This is a genomic window from Sphingobacterium sp. UBA7249, from assembly GCF_002472835.1.
Classification (GTDB): Bacteria; Bacteroidota; Bacteroidia; order Sphingobacteriales; family Sphingobacteriaceae; genus Sphingobacterium; species Sphingobacterium prati.
In genome coordinates this window covers 173405-195117 of the sequence record NZ_DKST01000024.1, presented here as the reverse complement: position 1 = coordinate 195117, position 21713 = coordinate 173405, and the positions used below count along the sequence as shown (strand labels likewise).

General features: G+C 39.5%; 15 protein-coding genes. 8 read left to right on the top strand and 7 right to left on the bottom strand.

The window, feature by feature from the left end:
- Nucleotides 1–154: 154 nt before the first annotated feature.
- From B4A24_RS16580 to B4A24_RS16565, 4 genes are all read left to right on the top strand, one after another.
- Complete coding sequence (locus B4A24_RS16580; protein ID WP_293946203.1) at nucleotides 155–3364, top strand: SusC/RagA family TonB-linked outer membrane protein; 3210 nt, start codon at nucleotides 155–157, stop codon at nucleotides 3362–3364.
- 10 nt (nucleotides 3365–3374) lie between these two features.
- Complete coding sequence (locus B4A24_RS16575) at nucleotides 3375–4970, top strand: RagB/SusD family nutrient uptake outer membrane protein (RefSeq protein ID WP_293946202.1); 1596 nt, start codon at nucleotides 3375–3377, stop codon at nucleotides 4968–4970.
- A gap of 489 nt (nucleotides 4971–5459) precedes the next feature.
- The gene (locus B4A24_RS16570) at nucleotides 5460–6062 is read left to right on the top strand and encodes a hypothetical protein (protein WP_293946201.1); all 603 of its coding nucleotides are present in this window, start codon (nucleotides 5460–5462) and stop codon (nucleotides 6060–6062) included.
- A gap of 37 nt (nucleotides 6063–6099) precedes the next feature.
- Entirely contained in the window at nucleotides 6100–7290 is a 1191-nt protein-coding gene (locus tag B4A24_RS16565; RefSeq protein WP_293946200.1) for an exo-beta-N-acetylmuramidase NamZ family protein, read from the top strand.
- A gap of 161 nt (nucleotides 7291–7451) precedes the next feature.
- On the opposite strand, the gene B4A24_RS16560 is transcribed toward B4A24_RS16565, so the two are convergent.
- From B4A24_RS16560 to dinB, 3 genes are all read right to left on the bottom strand, one after another.
- Nucleotides 7452–8810: a hypothetical protein gene (locus tag B4A24_RS16560; RefSeq protein ID WP_293946199.1), complete on the bottom strand. Its 1359-nt coding sequence runs from the start codon at nucleotides 8808–8810 to the stop codon at nucleotides 7452–7454.
- Between the two features lie 112 nt (nucleotides 8811–8922).
- Nucleotides 8923–11859: a DNA polymerase III subunit alpha gene (locus B4A24_RS16555; protein ID WP_349681738.1), complete on the bottom strand. Its 2937-nt coding sequence runs from the start codon at nucleotides 11857–11859 to the stop codon at nucleotides 8923–8925.
- Nucleotides 11840–13021, bottom strand: a complete 1182-nt coding sequence (gene dinB, locus B4A24_RS16550) for a DNA polymerase IV (protein WP_293946197.1) — start codon at nucleotides 13019–13021, stop codon at nucleotides 11840–11842. Before dinB ends, B4A24_RS16555 begins: the two co-directional genes overlap by 20 nt.
- Before the next feature lie 538 nt (nucleotides 13022–13559).
- On the opposite strand from dinB, the gene B4A24_RS16545 reads away from it, so the two are divergent.
- The 3 genes from B4A24_RS16545 (at nucleotide 13560) to B4A24_RS16535 (ending at nucleotide 16832) form a co-directional block, all read left to right on the top strand.
- Nucleotides 13560–14417: a hypothetical protein gene (locus tag B4A24_RS16545; protein ID WP_293946196.1), complete on the top strand. Its 858-nt coding sequence runs from the start codon at nucleotides 13560–13562 to the stop codon at nucleotides 14415–14417.
- A 162-nt stretch (nucleotides 14418–14579) separates the two neighbouring features.
- Nucleotides 14580–15185 (top strand): pyridoxamine 5'-phosphate oxidase family protein, encoded by a 606-nt coding sequence (locus tag B4A24_RS16540; protein ID WP_293946195.1) that lies wholly within the window; start codon nucleotides 14580–14582, stop codon nucleotides 15183–15185.
- A 105-nt stretch (nucleotides 15186–15290) separates the two neighbouring features.
- On the top strand, nucleotides 15291–16832 hold the full coding sequence (locus tag B4A24_RS16535) for a protein adenylyltransferase SelO (RefSeq protein WP_293946194.1): 1542 nt from the start codon (nucleotides 15291–15293) through the stop codon (nucleotides 16830–16832).
- A 121-nt stretch (nucleotides 16833–16953) separates the two neighbouring features.
- Here B4A24_RS16535 and B4A24_RS16530 read toward each other — a convergent pair whose 3' ends face one another.
- Complete coding sequence (locus B4A24_RS16530) at nucleotides 16954–17613, bottom strand: SanA/YdcF family protein (RefSeq protein ID WP_293946193.1); 660 nt, start codon at nucleotides 17611–17613, stop codon at nucleotides 16954–16956.
- 68 nt (nucleotides 17614–17681) lie between these two features.
- On the bottom strand, nucleotides 17682–18821 hold the full coding sequence (locus B4A24_RS16525) for a hypothetical protein (RefSeq protein ID WP_293946192.1): 1140 nt from the start codon (nucleotides 18819–18821) through the stop codon (nucleotides 17682–17684).
- Nucleotides 18822–19243: 422 nt separating this feature from the next.
- On the opposite strand from B4A24_RS16525, the gene B4A24_RS16520 reads away from it, so the two are divergent.
- Nucleotides 19244–20107 (top strand): alpha/beta hydrolase, encoded by an 864-nt coding sequence (locus tag B4A24_RS16520; protein ID WP_293946191.1) that lies wholly within the window; start codon nucleotides 19244–19246, stop codon nucleotides 20105–20107.
- 157 nt (nucleotides 20108–20264) lie between these two features.
- Here the strand turns inward: B4A24_RS16520 and B4A24_RS16515 are convergent, their stop codons facing one another.
- Together B4A24_RS16515 and B4A24_RS16510 are read right to left on the bottom strand one after the other, a co-directional pair.
- Nucleotides 20265–20828 carry a hypothetical protein gene (locus B4A24_RS16515; protein WP_293946190.1) on the bottom strand — a complete coding sequence of 188 codons (564 nt, stop codon included), beginning with the start codon at nucleotides 20826–20828 and terminating at the stop codon, nucleotides 20265–20267.
- A 252-nt stretch (nucleotides 20829–21080) separates the two neighbouring features.
- Nucleotides 21081–21644, bottom strand: coding sequence for a hypothetical protein (locus B4A24_RS16510; protein ID WP_293946189.1), 564 nt, complete (start codon nucleotides 21642–21644; stop codon nucleotides 21081–21083).
- Nucleotides 21645–21713 lie beyond the last annotated feature (69 nt).

Below are 21713 nucleotides of genomic sequence, written 5' to 3'. Positions count from 1 at the left end.
AAAATGCAGAAGTACGGCAATACTCCTGCATCATAATTGAATTAACACTGATCATAAACCATTAATTCTATACCAATTTATGAATAATTTATTTTATTCAAAAGGGATCTTTTGTCCCATTGACAAAGGGAAAACTTTGAACCAATTCTTAAAAATGAAACTGACAGGAATCTTATTGGCGACATCCATGATGGGCGCCTACGCTTCAAGCTCCGCTCAGATTACTTTACATGCTCAAAATACCAAGATTGAAACTGTCCTGGAGAGCATTACCAAACAAACTGGTATACATTTTATTTTTAAAGAGGGATTGCTTAGAAACGAAAAAGCAACGGTAGAAATCACGGATGTATCCCTCGATAAGGCCTTGGATAAAATTTTTGAAAGCAGTGCCTTCTATTACATGTTACATCGGGGGACTGTTGTCATCAAACGCAAGAATGAGGATACTTCTATTCCCGACCAAAGTACAGCCAGCATAGCATATCTGCAGCAACAAGTTGTAAAAGGAAAAGTTCATGATACCAAGGGAAATCTGTTGAGCTCAGTCAGTATCCTACTAAAAGGCTCCAATATAGGAACTTCCACGAATGCTAAGGGAGAATTTCAACTGACACTTCCGGATGGCAAAAAAGGAACATTGATGTTTAGTGCAGTCGGATTCAAACAGCTTGAAATTCCCATTAACAATAAATCTGAAATGAATGTCATCATGGATACTGATGAAGTGGGACTTGATGAAGTTGTGGTGGTAGGCTTCTCCGAAGTAGACAAAAAGCATATTGCATCATCCGTATCGCAAATGGATATGGAGAAAATAAAAAATCGTCCGATTTTTAAAATGCAGGATGCTTTTTCAGGAACCATCCCTGGAGTAACGATGATGCGCGGAAACAGTATGCCGGGAAGTGTTCCGGGCACAATTTCTATTCGCGGAATCAGTACTTTACAAAATGCAGACCCCTTGGTCATCGTCGATGGAATGGAACAGAGCATCCATGATATCGATCCAAATCAAGTTAAAAGCATTACCGTTTTAAAAGATGCCGCCTCCGCTTCCATGTATGGTTCTCGTGGCGCAAATGGTGTTATCATCATCGAAACAGAACGGGGACAGACTGGGCAGTTTAAAGTGGTCACCAACAATTGGTTTGCAGTCAACAAACCTATCGACCTTCCAAAATTTGTTGGTGCCGTCGATTTTATGAAATTACGCAATGAGACATTAATCCAACAGGGGCAGCCAGCTATCTATCCGGAAGAGACAATCAACAAGTATGCCTCCGGAGAATTAAAGGAAGTCAATTGGCTCGATCAAGTAATGGAAAGGACATCAACAGCAATCAACAATAATGCGAGTATATCCGGCGGTGGTGGTGTGGGTACTTTTAATTTAATGCTCGGCCATATAAAAGAAAATGGCCTCAATAAGATTGAAGGTACTCAAAAGTTTTCAGCCCGCTTCAATACGAATATCAACATTGCAGATAAATTTGTATTAATGGCCGACTTCTATGCACACCGCTTACAGGTAGATCGTTTATTAGCAAACGATGATGGACACGGCCTTTATAAACAAGCATGGCGATTGAACCCAACACAACAAATTTTTTATGATTCTGATCTCCCTGAACACTATATTCTGCATAACAATATCAACCCAGTTGCCTCTATAAAACACGGTGGTACAAAAAATAATATGTATGATCGTAGCACCATCAATCTACGTCCCAAATATAACATCAACAGCAACCTCAATATCGAAGGAAATGTCTCATACATGATCAACAAGTCAGCCAATAAACAAAAAAGATTGACCTATAAGTTTTTTGATGAAAATGGTGCTCCGGCAGCAATTTGGGGAAATGATGTCAATGCTTCACAGGGTGTTAGTGAAAGTCAGCTCACTGCACGGATGCTGGTTAACTTCAACAAGGAGCTCCGCCAAAACAAAGACAAGATTTATCTGACTGCAGGATCAGAAGTCATGAATTATACCTACACTGATTTTAGAGAAATCAGCAAAGCTTCTTTTTTCGGTAAACTAAATTATTCCTTCGACAACCGTTATATTCTGGAATTAACCGGACGCTCAGATGGAAGTAGCAAGTTTGCTCCAGGTCATCGCTGGGGATTTTTCCCTTCGGGAGCTTTCGCATGGAACTTGCATAACGAACATTTTTTCAGACCTATTCTCGAGTCGGGAATGGTTAATAACATTAAAGTACGGGCATCATATGGACTTATCGGAAACGAAAATGTAGCTCCATACCTCTGGCAGGAATCCGTAAACACCTGGGGCTGGACAATACGTGTTCCCAATCCAAACTTTTCTTGGGAAAAACAGAAGCAATGGAACTTAGGTTTAGATATCAATGCATTTAAAAATAGGCTCTCCTTTACTGCTGAACTATACCATAAAAATTCATACGATCTCATTTATGATCAATTTGCCGTACCTCCACTCACAGGATCAAATAGCCTGGAGTCGGCTGTCAATATAGGTGCCGTGGAAAATAACGGTTGGGAACTCTCGGCGAGCTGGTCAGATAAAAAAGATGATTTTTCATACACTATCGGTGGGATGCTTTTCGATAACCGAAATCGAATGCTCAAAGCGGGGTATAATGAAAACGATAGACTGATCTTTAAAGGCGATAATAACCGAATTTGGTACAAAGGTGTCCCAATTAACAATTATTATGGTTTCCAATCTGACGGCTATTTCCAGACACAAGAGGAGGTTGAAGCTACCCCAGCTAAAATGCCCAATTCAAGACCTGGCGATATCCGTTACGTGGATAAAAATCAGGATGGTATTATCAACGATGAGGACCGCGGTTATCTAGCAGATCCCCTTCCCCACTATAATTATGCAATTAATGTGGACTTTCGATACAAAGGTTGGGATTTTTCAGCATTGGGTCAGGGAATCGGAAAGCGCACGGGACGCTTGATTGGACAAGAAGCCTATCCGGTGTATGTCGACGGGAACAGCAATGACCTTGGAGCACCCCGCGTTGAATATGTAGCAAACCATTGGAGTCCTGACAATCCGAGCAGCCGTTTTCCACGTCTTTGGACGGGACCGAGCCCCAATACTTTACTCAGTGATGTTTGGCTTAGCAATGCCGCTTTTTTCCGCGTCAAGTCCCTTCAGCTTGGTTATACTTTTCCTAAAATCGGTAAAAGCATCAAAAATTTTAGAATATATGTTAATGCACAGGATGTATTCACTTTTACGAAATGGGAAGGTTTGGATCCTGAGCGTATTGATGTAGATAGTCCGGGTACGAATGACGGGAACGGAAATTATCCGCGTATGGCAACCTACAGTGTTGGACTGAGCGCAAGTATTTTTTAAAACTATGCTAATGAAAAAGAAAATTTTAACCTTGATAATTACGCTGGCAACTTTGAGTAGCTGCGAAAAATTTCTTGATAAACAAGATCCTACCGCAACATCTTTTGACGAGTTTTTCAACACAGAAGAAGATTTACGCCGGGTGGTCTACAGTAGTTATCTGGATGTATTTATGGGGCCTGGTGAACGCCGCTTACTCTTTTATATGTTAGATGGTCGGACCGATAACGCCTATGCTAGAATAGAGACAGACCATCATATGATCGTTGCCAACGGTAATATGACGAGCAATGCACGTTTGGCCGAGTATTACTGGACACTTTATAATAAACACATCGGTCGGATCAACACTTATCTAGCAAATATTGACATTCCCTATGTAGAAAATGAATCAATACGACAAAAATACGAAGCTATCTTAGAGGCACTGCGTATCTGGCATTATTTCAGAATTACTGAGCTTTGGGGGGATGTACCGTTTGTATTGGTCCCTGTCACGCTAGAAGAAGCAATACCTCCAGTAACGCCTAAAGCTGAAATACTGGATAAACTATTTGAAATGAGCCAAGATGTAGCGAACAGGCTCCCGGAAAACGAAGGCACAACAAATGCCTATATGTTCAACAAATACTCCTTCAAGACTTTGGTCATGCGGTATGCTCTCTATAATGGCCGTTATGATCTAGCCGCAACCCTCGCGAAGGAAATAATGGATAGTGGCAAGTATCAACTCCATCCCCAATATGCAAGCCTATTCAATTATCAGGCGGATAAGACCAATAAGGAGTTTATCATCAAGTTTGACATGGAAAGCCACAATAATTCCGCTACAAATTCCTTTCAGCATCTCGCACCACAATATAAAACCGGAAATGGGCAATCGTATGTCGTTCCTTTGAAGTCTTTGGTCGATAGTTATTGGACACTCCAAGGGCGACCTATTGATAAATGTCCTTTGCATAGTAAGCAGGAATATGAGCTAAATCCGAAATTAAATCGGGATCCACGTTACGCCGCTAGCATTTTTGGACAAGGTGACCTATTCAACAAGGAGAAAATAGATATTTATGATTCAAAGAGTCTATTCTATTACCAAAACTTACGAAGCAGCCGATCAGGATATTGGTTTAAAAAATTTGTCGATGAAGCTGATGCATTTCGGACAGGAGGTAATATGCACTTTCCTTTGGCACGCTACGCGGAGGTTTTATTAACCTATGCCGAAGCCAAAATCATGTTGAACACTGTAGATGACTTAGCAAAAAGCTGTATCAACCAGATTCGACAACGTGCCGGACTTGACATGAGTGTAGCGGATGTCAATCTAACAGTGAAATCTCAACAAGAATGGATTGACTTAATTCGCAATGAGAGAAGGGTAGAATTTGCCGGTGAGGGACTGCGTTATAATGATATCATACGATGGAAAACAGCAGAAGTGGTCCTAAATCAACCTGCATTGGGGCATATGCGACAAAGTCAAGACGGGAAATCCGAAGTACTTAAAATTGAAGATAGAAAATTCTTAAAACATCAATACCTTTGGCCTTTCCATGAAAGCAGTTTTCAAGTCGAACCCAACCTGATACAAAACCCAGGATACTAAGACTAAAAATAGTCTAGACTATTCTCCGGCGCTAATTCGGAGAATAGTTTAGCCGGCGCTGAGTTTAGATCTAATTCAATTTCGTAAGATATAGTGAATTAAGCACCTATACCGTATATTTAAATTCGTAGTCAGATAAAAAATAAAGCCGCTGCGTTGCTCAGCGGCTTTTGCATTACTAAAAATCTATTCTTACAAATATTCGGGTCTGCAATTAATTGTCGCCCTTTCCTAAATTCTTTTGATCGATGAAATTATGGTTTAATCCTGATAATCCTCCATCTTCTGTTTCAAACGTCTCAAAATCGCTATCTTAGATAAGCAAAAGATAATCTAAAATTATTTATATTAGAAGGAAAAAGGCAAGCGAGTCATGTTCCTGTTTAAATAATTGGTCAATAGAAAAGATAATGGATGATAAATACATATTTTTCGGACTTGTTTGACTTTGGATTGAATTGCCTGGAAATCTTTAGAATAACAAAAACCATGAGATCAATTTTATTAACAATAATCGCTATCATTGCCAATTTTACTCATAGTTACGCCCAGAAAGATCCTGAACTCAGAGCTGCATTATCAAAAATGACTGCGGCATCGATCTCAAGTGATGCACAAGCAACCGTTAATCTTACCTCCCCACGACTAATTAAACAGATGGGCGGAAATGAAAACGCTTCTAAATTGATTGAAGAGGGTTATAGCCAATTAAATAAACAAGGTTTAAAAATCGATACGGTCTTCAATTATCTTGACGTAGATCCTTTTACCCTAAATAATATAGTGTACTGTTTCTTTCCTCAGCTGATCGTAATGAGTATACCCGACTCAAGTAATAAAATGATAGCTCACGCGACTCTATTGGCGATCAAAGAGCCACAACTTAAAACCTGGAATTTTTTAGATTACGGAAACTTGAGTGCTGAACAAATGAAAATCCTTTTACCCGAATTTGTAGGTAAAGTTGATTTTCCGAGAACCGATATCAAGCCTATGATGCTTCAAAAGGAAGAAATCGCCTCAAATATAAAATTGTTAATGAAAATCATTGACGATGCAGTGAAAAAGGCTAAATCAGTTCGTCCTAAATAAAACTCAAGATGACATGAATGCTTACAATTTATATGTTATGGAAATTAGAAAAATCATCACACTTATCTGTCTCTCTTTTTTGATTGCCCAATCTGCAATTTCACAGATAGTACCAGGTGCAGATCGAATACCCGAGTATCTTGACTATCTAAAGGATAAAAGGATTGGAATGGTAGTCAACCCAACTTCACGTATCGGCAATAAATCAAGTGTCGACAGCCTTTTATCATTAGGAGTCAACATAATTAAAGTATTTGGTCCTGAGCATGGTTTTCGTGGCGACGTTGGAGCCGGTGTCAAGGTAAAAGATGATGTTGATCTCACAACAGGAGTAAAAGTTGTTTCTCTTTATGGAAAAACGAACAAGCCAACAAAGGAGATGTTACACGATGTTGACTTAATGATTTTTGACATACAAGATATTGGAGTAAGGTATTTTACGTATATCGCAACCATGCACAGGGTTATGGAGGCTTGTGCCGAGAATGGCAAAGAACTGCTTATATTGGACAGGCCGAATCCGAACGGATACTTCATTGATGGCCCTATACTGAACATGGAATATAAATCAGGTATTGGTATGCACCCGGTACCGATTACGCATGGCATGACTGTCGGTGAGTATGCTCAGATGATCAATGGTGAAGGATGGCTAGCAAACGGCATTAAATGCAAAATAAAGATTATTCCGGTCGCCAACTACAGTCATGACATGGAATATACTCCCCCTGTTCATATGTCGCCAAATATAAACACCTACCAGGCTGTTCTTTTGTATCCGTCTACCTGCCTATTCGAAGGAACTGTATTAAGTGAAGGAAGAGGTACAAAATTTCCGTTCACTGTAATAGGTGCACCTGATTTCAAAGGTATTTATGATTTCTCATTCACGCCTAAAAGTATAAAGAACATGAGCGCAACACCAATTCACCTGGGAAAAGAATGTTTTGGACTGGACTTAAGAAATGTAGACTTGAAGAAAATCAGAAGTGCCAAGAAAATAGACCTTTCCTGGCTAATCGAAACCTACAACAAGTTTCCCCATAAAGCTATATTTTTCGATAACAAGCAGAGCAAAGAAATCGTAGTCTTTGATAAATTGGCCGGAGGCCCATTGTTAAAGGAACAAATAATGTCAGGCATGAATGCGGAAGATATCCGTAACAGCTGGAAGCCAGGCCTTGATAAATATAAGCAGATGCGTGAAAAATATTTAATATATCAATAATTTAGCTCGCATGATGACGTTCCATATCTGACAAAAAGCACAATTTAATATATAGCCAGGCACTACTGATAGCTATTGTCTGATTTTTAGGAAAAAAAATCATCATATTTCTTCAAATTCTTAATTACAGGCAATTGCTCAAACTCAGTTAAGTTTGTCATTTAGTTAGAAAGAGCCTCCAGTGTGACACAGGTTGTCCAGATACTGAATGCAAGGGCCAACAAGAGGCAATACAAAAAAATATCTATGTCCTTTCTGAGTTTGATCCCAAAAATAACGACGAACATCAATGGACAAACTACGATAAAAATAAAGATACCTGTTGCGAATGCCTCAAACGTATCCTGGTTGTAATTCATGAGCAATAGCATAAACCCAATGTAAAACAGCCAGACGATAAACGGCGCGACAAAGCACAGCAGTAACTTCCAAAATAAACTGAGTTTAAAACGCAAAGGAATAGCCTTACGATAATTTCTATATAATAAAAAACATATCCCCGCCATACAGATGACGAGAATTATCAACTGAATATAAATATTAAAAATGGTATCAGAACGGGTATTGATATTTGAAGATGACCTGAGTTTATCATGTCTGTACTGTTTGACATGGGTCGCCTCACCATTGACAAATGTCTGTACGACCTTATCGGTACTCATGCTGTCCCTGATAGTCCAGGTTGAGTCTTCGAGTCCCATTTTATAAAATCCCTCAATGATAGCTTTACCTCCTTTCGTTCTCACGAACCGACCGTCAAGTCGCCCACCATTAAATCTTAAAGAATCAATACCCTGCTCGGTATTGACAGTTAGAAAAGTTATTTTTCCGGAAGGGACCAGGCTGGCGCTGTCTGCTATAAGGTGTAAAATAGCGAGATCAAGATTTTTGACAGATTGGTTTTTATTATAATCATCATTCTTTACAGGCCTATTGACATACAAATAATTTATTTTGACGACAAGTAAGGAATCTCTATCGTAAAATTCGAGTTCATCGTAGGAATTAAAACATTGAATGCTCGGATCTTTTAATAATACATACTGCGGCTGATCAAAAGATTGGATATACCTCTGCTGACTGGTGGCACAAAAAGAAAAAATTGCGACAACACCGATAAAGTAGGTACTAAGCCGAACCGTCAACGCTGAACCGACGGATAGCTGTAGACTACTTTTTAGGTAGAACCATGCAAACAACATCATGGGTAATGCAATCAGATCAGAAAGATCATCGGTTCTTCCGATACCAAAATAGGGTTTCATCAGTTGAATAACAAAGGAAGAATGTTCACTTTTCCAAAAGACAAATAAGACTGCCGTGGAAATAAAAACCCATAATTTTTGTTTAGGGAAGATAACGGACCAAAAAATAGGAAAAATAAAAAGTCCACTGAAATCAGAAAGCTTCCCAGTAATCATATTGTGAAATGCCGCTTTGAGAAAAAAGTCATTCACGATCAATACGACTAGAAAAAATAAAAAAAGTGGCGAAACAAGAATCTTTAAGCGTTCATACATAATTTTGAGTTTACCTTCGGTATTGATACCCTAAATATCAATTAGGTAACCTAATTGATATTTAGGGCTTACAGAGACAATAAGTATCACCTAAACAAAAAACCGGGACAACTCACTCACTCCTCGGATCGGGCTTTAATGGCATCTTCGCGCAGCGGATAACCTCAACGGATGGACAACCATATTCAACGACTACTTTTCCCTCGATCAGATAGATACCTGTGCCACCTAAGGGATACTCTGCCAGTGTTTGTGGAAAATGCACCGTATCAAAGAAACGCCCCTCGGCATCGAGGAAAGTGCCGAATTTCATCAGGTCGCCACGCTTGGTCTTGACAAATTTCTCACAGACAAAATCGCCGACAAGTCGTACTGTTTTACCCTCATGCAGATAGAGTTCCCGCGACGGCATATCTCCTCGATAATTGCTTTTGGCTAGGTCAAATAGCGTTCCTGTCACGCAAAAACCAATCAGCTCCATTTCATCGTAATAGTCCTCCAGTATATCTTCCTCCAAAGGAGGAAGGATCGGTTTACGGCTCTCGGTCTCAAATAGAGCCATGCCGACATTAGCGGGCTTATGTCGGCTCATCATCAGATGGGCCTCCCAGAGTAGCTGCTTCTTCCCTATCCCCGTAAACCGCAAAGCGCCGACCCGGATCAGAATAATGACCTGCTCAAGCCCGGCTTGGGTCCGCTTGACAAAGTCTTCCAAGCGCTGATAAGTACCATTGGCCTCACGCTCTGCGATGATGCGATGGGCTAACTTCCCTTCAAAATTTAGCAGGCAATCGAAGCCCAGATAGATATTCTTTCCCTGAATGGAGGTGTTAAAGATAGACTGATTGACACAGGGTAGGCAAATATTGCCGCCCGAAATGCGTGCCTCATTGACGTATACCTTGCGGTTGTAGAACCCGCCATAATTGTTGAGTACCGCAACCATAAACTCCAAGGGATAATAAGTCTTGAGGAATAGACTCTGGTAACTCTCGACTGCAAAGGATGCGGAGTGCGCCTTGTTAAACGAGTAGCCGGCAAAGCTTTCCATCTGCCGCCAGATCTCCCTGCTGACTTTCTCGTCGTATCCCTTGGCTTTGCAGTTGGAAAAGAACTTGTCCTCGATCTCGATCAGATGGTCCTTGCTGCGATACTTGCCGGACATCATACGCCTGAGAACATCAGCATCGGCCATATCCAATCCGCCATAGGCATTCGCGATTTTCATGACATCCTCCTGATAGACCATCACACCATAGGTCTCTTCGAGCTGCTCCTGAAACACCGGATCTGGATAGACGACCTTACTGGGATCATGGTGGCGACGGATATATTCGCCCATCATGCCCGAACTGGCGACGCCAGGCCGGATAATGGATGAGGCTGCCACCAAGGTCAGGTAATCGTCACAGCGTAGCTTGGTCAGGAGCTGACGCATGGCTGGACTTTCGATATAAAAGCATCCAATGGTATTGGCGGATTTGAGCTGTGCAGCAATATTGTTATCCTGAAAAAAACGTTTGGGATTGTCGGTATCAATAATTACACCCAAATTTTCCTGAACAATGGTGCGACAATCTTTGATATGGCCAATACCACGCTGGGAAAGGATATCAAATTTTTCAAAACCGATGTCCTCGGCGACATACATATCAAATTGCATGGTAGGAAGCCCTTTGGGCGGATTGTCCATGGCGGAATAGCATGTCAGCGGTTCTTCAGAAATCAATACCCCACTGGCATGGATGGTCCGCTGATTAGGGAAATCAGCCATGCGGTTGTACACACTCAAAATGGTGTTGGTCACCTCATTCTTGTTGAGCATATGCTCGGGCTCATGCACCAATCGGTCGATCTCTGCCTTGGGCAGACCATATACCTTACCGAGTTCACGCAAGATACTGCGCGACCGAAACGTACTCATAGCACCCATCAGGGCGGTGTGGCCTGTCTGATAGCGATTAAAGATATACTCATACATTTCGTCCCTTTCATTCCAGGCAAAATCCACATCAAAATCGGGCGGACTCTTTCGCTTGGGATTCAGGAAGCGCTCAAAGGGAAGGTTGAGGGCAATGGGATCGACATCGGTAATCCCCAAACAATAGGCTACAGCAGAATTAGCTCCTGATCCGCGGCCTACATAATAAAAATTGTGCCCACGGGCATGTCGGCAGATATCATCCGTGATCAGGAAGTAACTGGAGAAGCGCAGATTCTCAATAATCTCAAGCTCCCGTTGGATCCGTTCGGTAGCAATTCGGTCAGTGCGACCATAGCGTCTGGAAAAACCCTCCATGCAATGCTTGTGCAGGAGCTGCTTATCATTGTACCGATTATCGGTAAAGGTCGCTTTATTCTTAACACCTGTAAAATCAAAACTGAATGAACACTGTGCTAGTATGCTGTTGGTATTGGCCAGCAGTTGTGGAAGCTCGGAAAAGAGGCGCATCAGCTTGACCCTGGACACAAAAACTTCATCTTCGGCAGCGACCTGTTCGCTTTCCAATTGCGATATGAGCAGATTATTGTCAATGGCCCGCAGTTGTCGATGTAAGGTATAATCCGCTTTGCGGAAACTAACGGGTGCCTGGATGACACAGCGGTCAAGCACTTTTCGCTCCATTAACTGCACGCGGGTACGCTCGTTGGGACGGATGCCGATGTATTCAAAGTCCCGCAGAGGAAAGGTGTTGACTCTGCTAAAGGGATAGATCACAAAGACCTGTTCAAACTCGGGCGAGCGCTCAGGTGTAGCGCGATTTTCCATATTGAGCTTGGTACGGTATGCATTGATCTCCCGAAAGCCCTGTTCGTTCTTGGCGATGGCAACGAAACAGAGCTGATCACCGTGGCGAAATTCCATACCTGCCAGGAGATTAAGGCCAGCCTCACGCCCCATTTTAATAAACTCCAGCGATCCCGAACTGTTATTGATATCGGTCAGTACGGCGGTATCATACCCCCCTGCGCGCATACCCGAAATAAGATCCTGCAGGCTCAGCGTGCCAAAGCGCAAGCTAAAGTAACTATGTAGATTTAAGAGCATGTTCTCCTCCTTTCTCAGGCGTCGGTGCGCAGATCCCTTTCATCAGAAATTCGGTTCCATAGCGTTTGCGGATCTTGTCCATAGCCTCCATCAGGTTGATCTCCTCGGTACTATCGTCAAAGAGATCGGTCTGATAGGAGCCGTAGATCAGCCCGGAGAACTTGATGCCGATAAGGCGGATCAGCATCCTGCGGCTGTAAAGTTTCTTGAAAAGTGAAAGTACCACCTCCGTTAGCTTTCTGTCCGAATTGGTATAACCTATCTGCAACTGCTGGGTATGGGTATCGAAATTGCTATAGCGGATCTTGAGGGTGACGCAACTGGTGAGTTTCTGATCTTTCCGTAGGTCGAAAGCCAGTGTATCGACCATACTGATTAATGTTCGTCGGAGTACGTCCAAATCAATGGTATCCTGCTGAAAGGTATTCTCCTTAGACATGGACTTTTGTTCACGAAAAGGTACCACCAACGAATCGTCCAAGCCATTGGCTTTGCGCCAGATGTTGATTCCATTCTCGCCCAGGACCTTCTGTATGGTGAATACTTCCATCTGCTGTAGGGTGCCGATCTTGGAGATGCCCATATTGCGCAGCAAAGTAAAAGATTTCTCACCAACCATGGGAATCTTACGGATGGATAATGGCGCCAGGAAGCCTTTTTCAGTGCCACCTTGAACTTGTTTTTCGCCGCAGGGCTTGGCTGTACCCGTAGCGATCTTGGAAACGGTCTTATTGACGGACAGCCCAAAGCTGATGGGCAGTCCTGTTTCTTTGATAATCCGTTGCCGGAGTTCCTGTGTCCATTTCCAACAGCCAAAAAATCGGTCCATACCGGAGACATCAAGGTAGTGCTCGTCTATACTGGATTTTTCGACTAGGGGTGTCTCCTCTTCGATAATCTGCGTCACGATACTGGAATACTGACTGTACATATCGTGATCACCCCGCACCACAACGGCTTCGGGACACATGCGCAGGGCCAGACGCATCGGCATGGCGGAATGTACGCCAAACTTACGGGCCTCATAGGAACAGGACGCAACTACCCCCCGGTCGCTACTCCCGCCTATGAGCACAGGTACTCCCCTGAGCTTGCTGTTCTGCAAACGCTCTACAGATACAAAGAATGTATCTAGATCACAATGTACTATACTCCTTTCCATGTTTTTCAATTATCTAACCAGCCGTTCACGATGATCCTTTTGTTAGTAGTTGTATTCAAAATTACTAATATTATTAGCAAATAATCAATACAGAAGAACGATTTAATTTTTATAGCATTAATAGTCAGTCAGATAATTTATATTTAGGAATTAGCATACAGCAACCTTAGTTACTTTTTTAAGTCAAAGATTTTTACAGCAACCGACAGGGCCTAGTGAAGGAGTTGGAAATAGATTATACTTTACTGTTCAAATCAATTAAAATAGTTTTACGGCAATTGCCAATGTCTTTGGGAATTGTTTACGCAAAGGTAACGACAACAATAGTTTTCAATTATTTTATAGGTAATTCAGATAATGAGTCGTTTCTTAACGTCAGCAAAGTAAGAATACATGATGCATATTTTTACAACCTTTAACGGTCATTGTCTGTTATCAGATTTTTCGTGGAATTTTCCTATTTTTATATTAAAGTAGAATTTCGAGAACGGCGAAATACTTAAAGGCCTAAATTGATAGCAAATAAAACCAACCGGATATGTTTAAAACAGCATTAACAAGACGCTTTTATGTGGGTGCATTAGCAGTCATCCTATTACCGCTAAATACTATTGCACAACGATTGCCATTACAAATATTATCTTCTGGCCATATCATTGTAAGTGCCGAGATCGAAGGAAAGAAAGGAAATTTTATTTTCGATACTGGCGGGGGCATCAATCTTTTTTTTGACGAATTTGCCGGAGCGCTAAAAAAGAAGGAGACCTATAATTTTCTCACAGCATTTCGTGCAACAGGAGAAAAAATTATATGCCCTCTTTACCGATCTTCAACCCTTTTGTTCAATGGTAAGGAATTCAAGGATATCCCCTATTCCACGTTCGACATGAAACTGGAAGGTATTAATGGGCTGATCTCTCTTCCAATGCTTTATGATACAGAATTTATTATAGATTATACAAATAATCAACTAATTTTTCCGAAGGAGAAACTGAAAAGTGACAAGATTATTCCAATACAGCTGACTACGCATGCAGATCACTCTCTTGATATCTCCACTTATGTCTACCTGAATGATAAATACAGGATTAATATCATGTTAGACTCAGGTGCTGGCGATGATTCATTTTGGTTCAGTGATAGGTTTATCCCTATACTTGGATTAGATCAATCCAAATTGCATGTGACAGAGAGAGCCAGTGAATTTAATCCTGAGGTAAAGACAAAATATTATAAAGGACACCTTGAATCTATCTCCAATTCTTTTGCAAAAGTGGAAAATCCGAAGGTATCTTTTGTGGAGGGTTTGATCTATGAAGGGAAGACAAGTATCAATTGGTTGGGCAAAAAACTGGGATTCAATTTAAAAGACAAAGAAATCTATATATTGGATTAATGCTTCCTCTCTATTAAGCTAATGACTAGTTCCTGCCCTGCAAAGCTGTAATTTTACAACGCTCCTTCGTTAGACCAGGGGATTTCTTGACCAAAGTCAATCTTTTTTATCGAAATATAGTGGAACTTAGTCAATACATCAAACAGAATTAAAAAGATAGCAATGAATTATGCAAATACTGCCTTCACTGAAGTTATTAAGGCTCTACAGGAAAAAAACGGTAGTCGTGCCGCCTACGACCGGATGGAAAAGTTCAGTTATATCGATGGCTTGACAGAAACAGAAAAGAGCTTTATCAGTGGAATGGACAGTTTCTACATGGCCTCGTTCGGAGAAAACGGATTTCCATACATTCAACACCGTGGCGGAGCAAAAGGATTTATTAAAGTCATTAATAAAGATACCATCGGGATTATTGATTTTAGTGGCAACAAACAATATATTTCGGTTGGGAATGTCTCTACGAATCCAAAAGTTTCTTTGATTATGGTTTCCTATCCGAATCGTGCACGATTAAAAATCTATGCTGAAGCTGAAATCGTAGAGATTAACGAAGATCCAGGATTGTACGATTATCTAACACCCCATCACTATAAATTTAAAGCAGAACGAATGATATTATATCATATTAAAGCTTACGACTGGAACTGTCCGCAACATATTACTCCCCGGTATACCGAAGCTGAAATAACCGAAATAATAGCATCCAAATTGCAATATATTGAAAAGCTAGAACAGGAACTTTCTGCGCTGCGAGCAAAGACTTGATCCATATGAACATCATATTTTTCCTGCAACGGGAAAAAAGCTGAATGGAAAAGACCTTTCAATAATTTGGAAGGTCTTTTCTTTTATAATCAATATCTTTGGGCTATGAATATCGAACGCATCACACAATCTTTCCTCAAAAAATTTCCAGGAGATTTTTCTAATAATCCTATGCAGAGAAGTACGCCGAAAGTTTTATTTGCAACGATTAAACCTGCGGGATTTGACAAACCTCAATTAATTACTTTTAACGAGGCTCTTTCTGAGGAAATAGGACTGGGAAAATTTGAAGATAAAGATCTTAATTTTCTGGTAGGATCTCACCTTCCTGACAATATTCAGACCTACGCTACTGCTTACGCAGGACACCAATTTGGGAACTGGGCAGGACAGCTGGGAGACGGAAGAACTATTCTCGCGGGAGAAATCACCAATGCAGCGGGTAAGAAAACAGAAATTCAATGGAAAGGCGCCGGTGCAACTCCCTATTCAAGGCGTGCAGACGGAAGAGCCGTATTGAGATCTTCAGTGCGCGAATACCTGATGAGTGAAGCCATGTATCACTTAGGCGTACCCACGACTAGGGCTTTAAGCCTCGCCTTTACAGGAGAGGATGTGATTCGGGATATCATGTATAACGGAAATCCACAATATGAAAAAGGAGCGGTAGTGATAAGAACGGCTGAAAGCTTCCTTCGTTTCGGACATTTTGAATTGATGTCTGCGCAAGGGGAATACAAGTTATTGCAGGATCTACTTGATTTTACTATTGAAAATTACTTCCCTGAAATCGTTTCATCCGATCATCAGAAATATAAAGATTTTTTTGAAAAGATATGTATCCGCACGGCAGACTTAATGGTAGAATGGTTCAGAGTGGGTTTTGTTCATGGGGTAATGAACACCGATAATATGTCCATCTTAGGTGTAACGATTGATTACGGCCCCTATTCCATGATGGATGAATATAATTTAAATTTCACGCCGAATACAACGGATCTACCGGGAAGAAGGTATGCATTTGGAAAGCAGGGTCAGATTGCACACTGGAATCTATGGCAACTGGCGAATGCCATCCAGCCGATAATCAATGATGAAAAATTCCTAGAAAATACGCTAAGTGACTTTGGAATTTATTTTTGGGAAGCCCATGACAAAATGCTTTGCAAAAAATTCGGATTTGATGGGCTCAAAAAAAAGGATGAAGAGTTCTTTACCAGCTGGCAGAGCTTAATGCAGGAACTGGAATTGGATCATACGTTGTTCTTCAATCAATTAGAAAAAATCACTCCGCAAACAGATTTGGAAGAGCATTTCAGCCCGATAGCTTATACTGTTTTAGATGAAGAAAAGCTCAGAACACTTAAAGACTTTATTGAACAGTACCAGTCCCGTATTCATTCAAATTCGATTTCAAAGGAAGAATCCCTGGAATTAATGAAAAAAACAAATCCTAAATTTATACTAAGGAACTATATGCTTTACCAGTGTATTGAAGATATTGGTAATGGGAAAACAGAAATGTTAATTAAACTAACTCAAGCTTTAGAAAATCCATACCAAGAACTATTTCCGGAATTTTCTGTAAAGCGCCCATCCAACTATGACAACATCGCGGGATGCTCTACACTTTCATGCAGCTCATAACAACTGGTATTTCCTGAACTTGAAGCATTTAAGACTACCCATACGTCGTCCTATTTAAAAAGACGACGTATCCACTGTATTTAGCACTGCTAAACTAAATTCCCGTATCGTATCTCATCGGCTATTCTTTTGTATAGTTTGATTTTCCATTTACATCAACCTGTTTACCCAAATATGTTGGTTTTCTGTTCCTTATAATATCCAAAACGGCCTTCGTAACGGATAGTTTTTCTCTAAATGAATAGTATTTATAACCTGGATAAATGCCTCTATCTGCACTATAGCCGAATGACTTTATGCCCAATTGATCGCCAAGGTAAACACATCTGTTTAAGTGGTATTTCTGAGATACCAAGATTGCGGTATCAACCTTAAAGATATGTTTTGCACGGTACATCGTCGAATAGCTATCAAACCCAGCGTAGTCAATATAAATTTTTGTGGTATCGACGCCATTTTTTTGACAATACAACTTCATTACGGTGAGCTCATCGTATTCGTCCCTTCCGTTATCTCCTGACAGCAATATTTTATTAACTTTGTTGTTTTTATAAAGCGAAATCCCAGCATCAAGCCGATCTTTTAAATACCGACTTGGCTGATCACCGTTTATACCAGCTCCAAAGATGATGACTACCTTAGTTTTGGGTACATCTTTAAGTTCGGTGAAAATCATCTTTTCTGTTTTGGCCTTTACATTACAATTGGTTACCAAAACAACAGCTAAGCCTATTAGACATAGGATGATAGCAGGTAAAACGAACTTTTTAATCTTCTTCATTAGCTTGATCTTACAACGATTTATAAAGATAGATTTCCTTTACTTCTTTTACAAAAATGCTCAAAAAGCTATTTTATAAACATTCCGGATAGCAACATGTTGTCGTTAAAATTCAAAGTCACTTTATACGGTGAAGTTTTAATTTCGATGAAATTCGCAAAATCCACCGGATGATAGGCTATTTTCAGCTTTTCTAACAACTTGAGCACTTCTTCAAATTTTAAACCTGGTTTTAAGCCATTTTCAAATGAAATATCTACCTTCTTAAAGTCGTTGATGGCGTAGCCATTGATAAAGTTATCTCTTTGGTTATCCGGATTGCTTTTGTTGACAGCAAAGTAAAAGTAGAAATCATGATAGTTATTCTGATAATAGATTTCGTTAGTTTTTCCGGTAGCGCCATCAAACTCTATCATGCGTTCAAAACGTTTGTTTGTGGCTGATTTTACAAAGTCTTCTTCAGTTGTTTTGCCAACAATCAAACCATTGATGTTCCAAGCTTTATCAATTTTTATCGTAGGCTTCTCTTTAACATCTTCTGGCTTGGTCGCATTTTTCATCAAGTCGGCCATGTATCTTTCATTATTGCATCCGCCAAAGTCAATTAAACCATTCATGATATCCCAATAGCAAGTTTTAGACAGATCGGTATTGTTCAGAATGATTAACCTGCGGTAATCTGGAGCGTAAAAAATAAATTTGTTTTGGGCCTTGATATTCCAGTACAAACCGTTGTCGGTATTTGGGTTTTTAGTCCCCTTACCGTATTTCGCCTCTAGTTTTTTTAAAATATTGGACTGTAGTCCTGCCGTTTTCATCTCAATTCTTACACCGTAGATTTTACTTTCTGCATCGTAATTTTTTAAAGCTTCATCTAATTCACTGGTATTTTTAGCCTGTTTGAGATCAATATGTCCACCACCAAAGCGTGTAATGCTATCTGTTTTCAGTTTCTCCGCGTCGATTAGAAAAATAATCCGCTGTCCTTCTAAATCAATTCCATCGAAACTATATTGCTTCGATTTCTCAACCTCCAACAACAAACTAAAAGGATATTCAACAGTTTCTACGCCAATCAATAATCGATCATCAAAACTGCTGATTTTTTCAATCGGCTCGTTTAAGTTTAATGTCGCTATATCTATCTTTTCTTGACTTTTGCAAGAAATAATTAGGGGTAAAATGGCTAGTAATAATAATTTATTCATGATTCTTAATTTCGTTCAATAACTGGTAAACTTTTCGTTGCTGCAGGCTTTAAATACCTATCGGTCAACCTATCTAAGTTAATTACCTTCATATTGGCCACAAATTTAGCTTTAAAACCTGTAGGAAAGTGAACGAATTATAATTCGCTGGAGATAAATTATCATTCGTAGGAATTTGCGGTTTTTTCACCGATGTAAGTTAGATTGCTGCCCTACTATTTTGGGATTTCAGTTATCGACAGATTCCGCATTGCAATAGAAAAATATCAGGGATATGATATATTATTTTTAAATTGTACGAACAAAAATTGGTCGTTAACGTATATAATTCAGTATTCGTTTTATGTGATAAGAGAGGATCAGCTTGTCAATACCATTTTTTGTATTCCTATATAAAAATGAAGACTAATAAAGCACATAACATGGCAAAAAAAGTAGGTATTAAAACACTACCTTTCGGAAGTATATATTTTTTCATTGCTTTCATTTTGCTACCCTATTTCAGTAATGCACAAAACAAAACATCCTTATCAACGGAAGATTGGAAGAATTTGTTAGCCGACCAACTATTCCCCGGCAAAAAAGTTGATAATATAATTTTCCACTTCGACATTCCTTTTGAAGAGAAGTTTATCAAAGTTGATGATAGTACCCTTTTACATGGCCTACTATTTAAGGCAAAGAAGCCTAAAGGTGTCATATTCTATTTACATGGAAGCAACAATGCATTGGATACTTGGGGTAAAATTGCTCCAATATACACGGCCAAAGAATACGATGTATTTATGCTCGATTATCGTGGTTATGGTAAGAGCCAAGGAAAGGTAACTGACGAGGATACGCTCTATCGGGACATTCAAATTGTTTATGATAAGCTAATGGAAACTTATTCGGAAAATCAGATCGTAGTTTTAGGCCAATCCATGGGCACCGCACTCGCATCATACGTAGCTGCGAACAACCATCCAAATCTTCTGATTCTGCAAGCGCCATATTATAATCTAAAAGACTGGACAAATGATGTCGCTCCTGAATTGGATACCTCCAATATACCCTATAGTTTTGATAATTCCTCTTTCCTAAAGACGGTAAGATGTCCTGTAGTTATCTTTCATGGCAACAAGGATACAGCTGTGTATTACGGTTCTTCTGTCAAGCTCTCAAAACTATTTAAGGCTGCTGACCAATTTATCACATTGCAAAATGAAAGCCACAATGATTTCTCGAAAAATAAGGCCTACGTAAATTCAATAGGGTTGATTTTGGAAAAGAATAAATTGGAGTAAATCGTAATTAGTGACCCTAATATTTTTTTGCTAGTATAATAATGCAATCGGAAGATTTATCCACAGAAGTTAAATGTCGGCAATTACGCATCGGAATTTACAGTCCCTTAAGAACAGAACTTATGACTATTATTGTCAGATAGAGTCACTTACTTCACTACAAACGAGTGGGAATGCTGTAAGTCATGATTTCTGTACCGTTAGACTTTTTCACAATTTCTTTTGTATTTCTAAGTATTAATGTATGGTTTCCAAGTTTGCTATATGAAACAAAGTCTCCATCCGGTGTTTGTTTGCAGATAATAAACATATGCCAACCCGCCTCCGCCGGAAGTGAGATAATCACTTTTCTCTCAGACTTCAATTCATTTTCTATCGTTTGAAAAAGGCTATCTATCGGAAAGGTTTCATCCCGTGGCAAAACAAATTTTTGAGAAAAAGTAAATCCGTATAATTCTTTATTGTCAAAGTTACGGAAAGAACCATCACTTTTGTTTTTCCATTCATTTTGTAAATCATAAAAATCAAGATCTACGGCTTTATAATATTTTAGTATCATTTCGACAGCTGATGGAATGCAAGACAATTGAAAGATTTGATCGTGGTTATTCACGACTGTATCAAAAAAATCATAACTATCGTTTTTTTGTGCTTGAGCTTTCGAATGAAAAATAACAGATGTGGACATCAACACCACTAAACTTAAGATAATCTTTTTCATAATTTAAATTATTATTTCCTTTTACCTAACCCCACAAAGGCGTACTAAATAGTCAGAATTTTAGTTCAGAAACATACTATGCTCGCCATAACATGCTCATTTTAATATTCTACTAATAAAATATAATGGCTAACGGCTGTTTAAAGGCAACGACTTCATTCGCTATCTTTTTTATATATCTATTTTTACTTTTTGGTAGGAAGAACAAGAAACAGACTACAGGTCTATACCATATAAGATGCTTAGTCCTTGCTACGAACGAGAGGGAGTACGATAAGTCATGATTTCCGTACCGCTAGACTTTTTCACAATCTCTTTTGTGTTTCTAACTATTAATGTATGGCTTCCAAATTTGCTATATGAAATAAATTCTCCATCCTTAGACTGTTTATAAACGACAAAAATAGACCAGTTCGCGTCCATATTCAGTGCGATAATTACTTTTTTACCAGACTTCAATTCATTTTCTATGGTTTGAAAAAGGCTATCCATCGGAAAATTGGCATCCCGAGGTAAATTAAATTTTTGGGAAAAGGTAATTCCGTATAATTCTTTATTGTCAAAGTCACGGAAAGATCCATCGGTTTTGTTTTGCCAATCATTTTGTAAGTTATAAAAATTAAAATCTACTGCTTTACAACACTTTAGAACCATTTCGACAGCCGATGGAATACCTGAAAACTGAAAGATTTGATTGTGGTTATTTACAACGGTATCAAAAAAATCACCGTTAACGAGTTTTTGTGTTTGAGCCTTCAAATGGTAAATTAGAGATGTGGATATTAACATGACTAAACTAAAAAGAACCTTTTTCATAATTTAAATTATCCTTGATTATTATTGTTTTTTACCAAACGTAATAAAACTGTTCTAAACATATTTTCA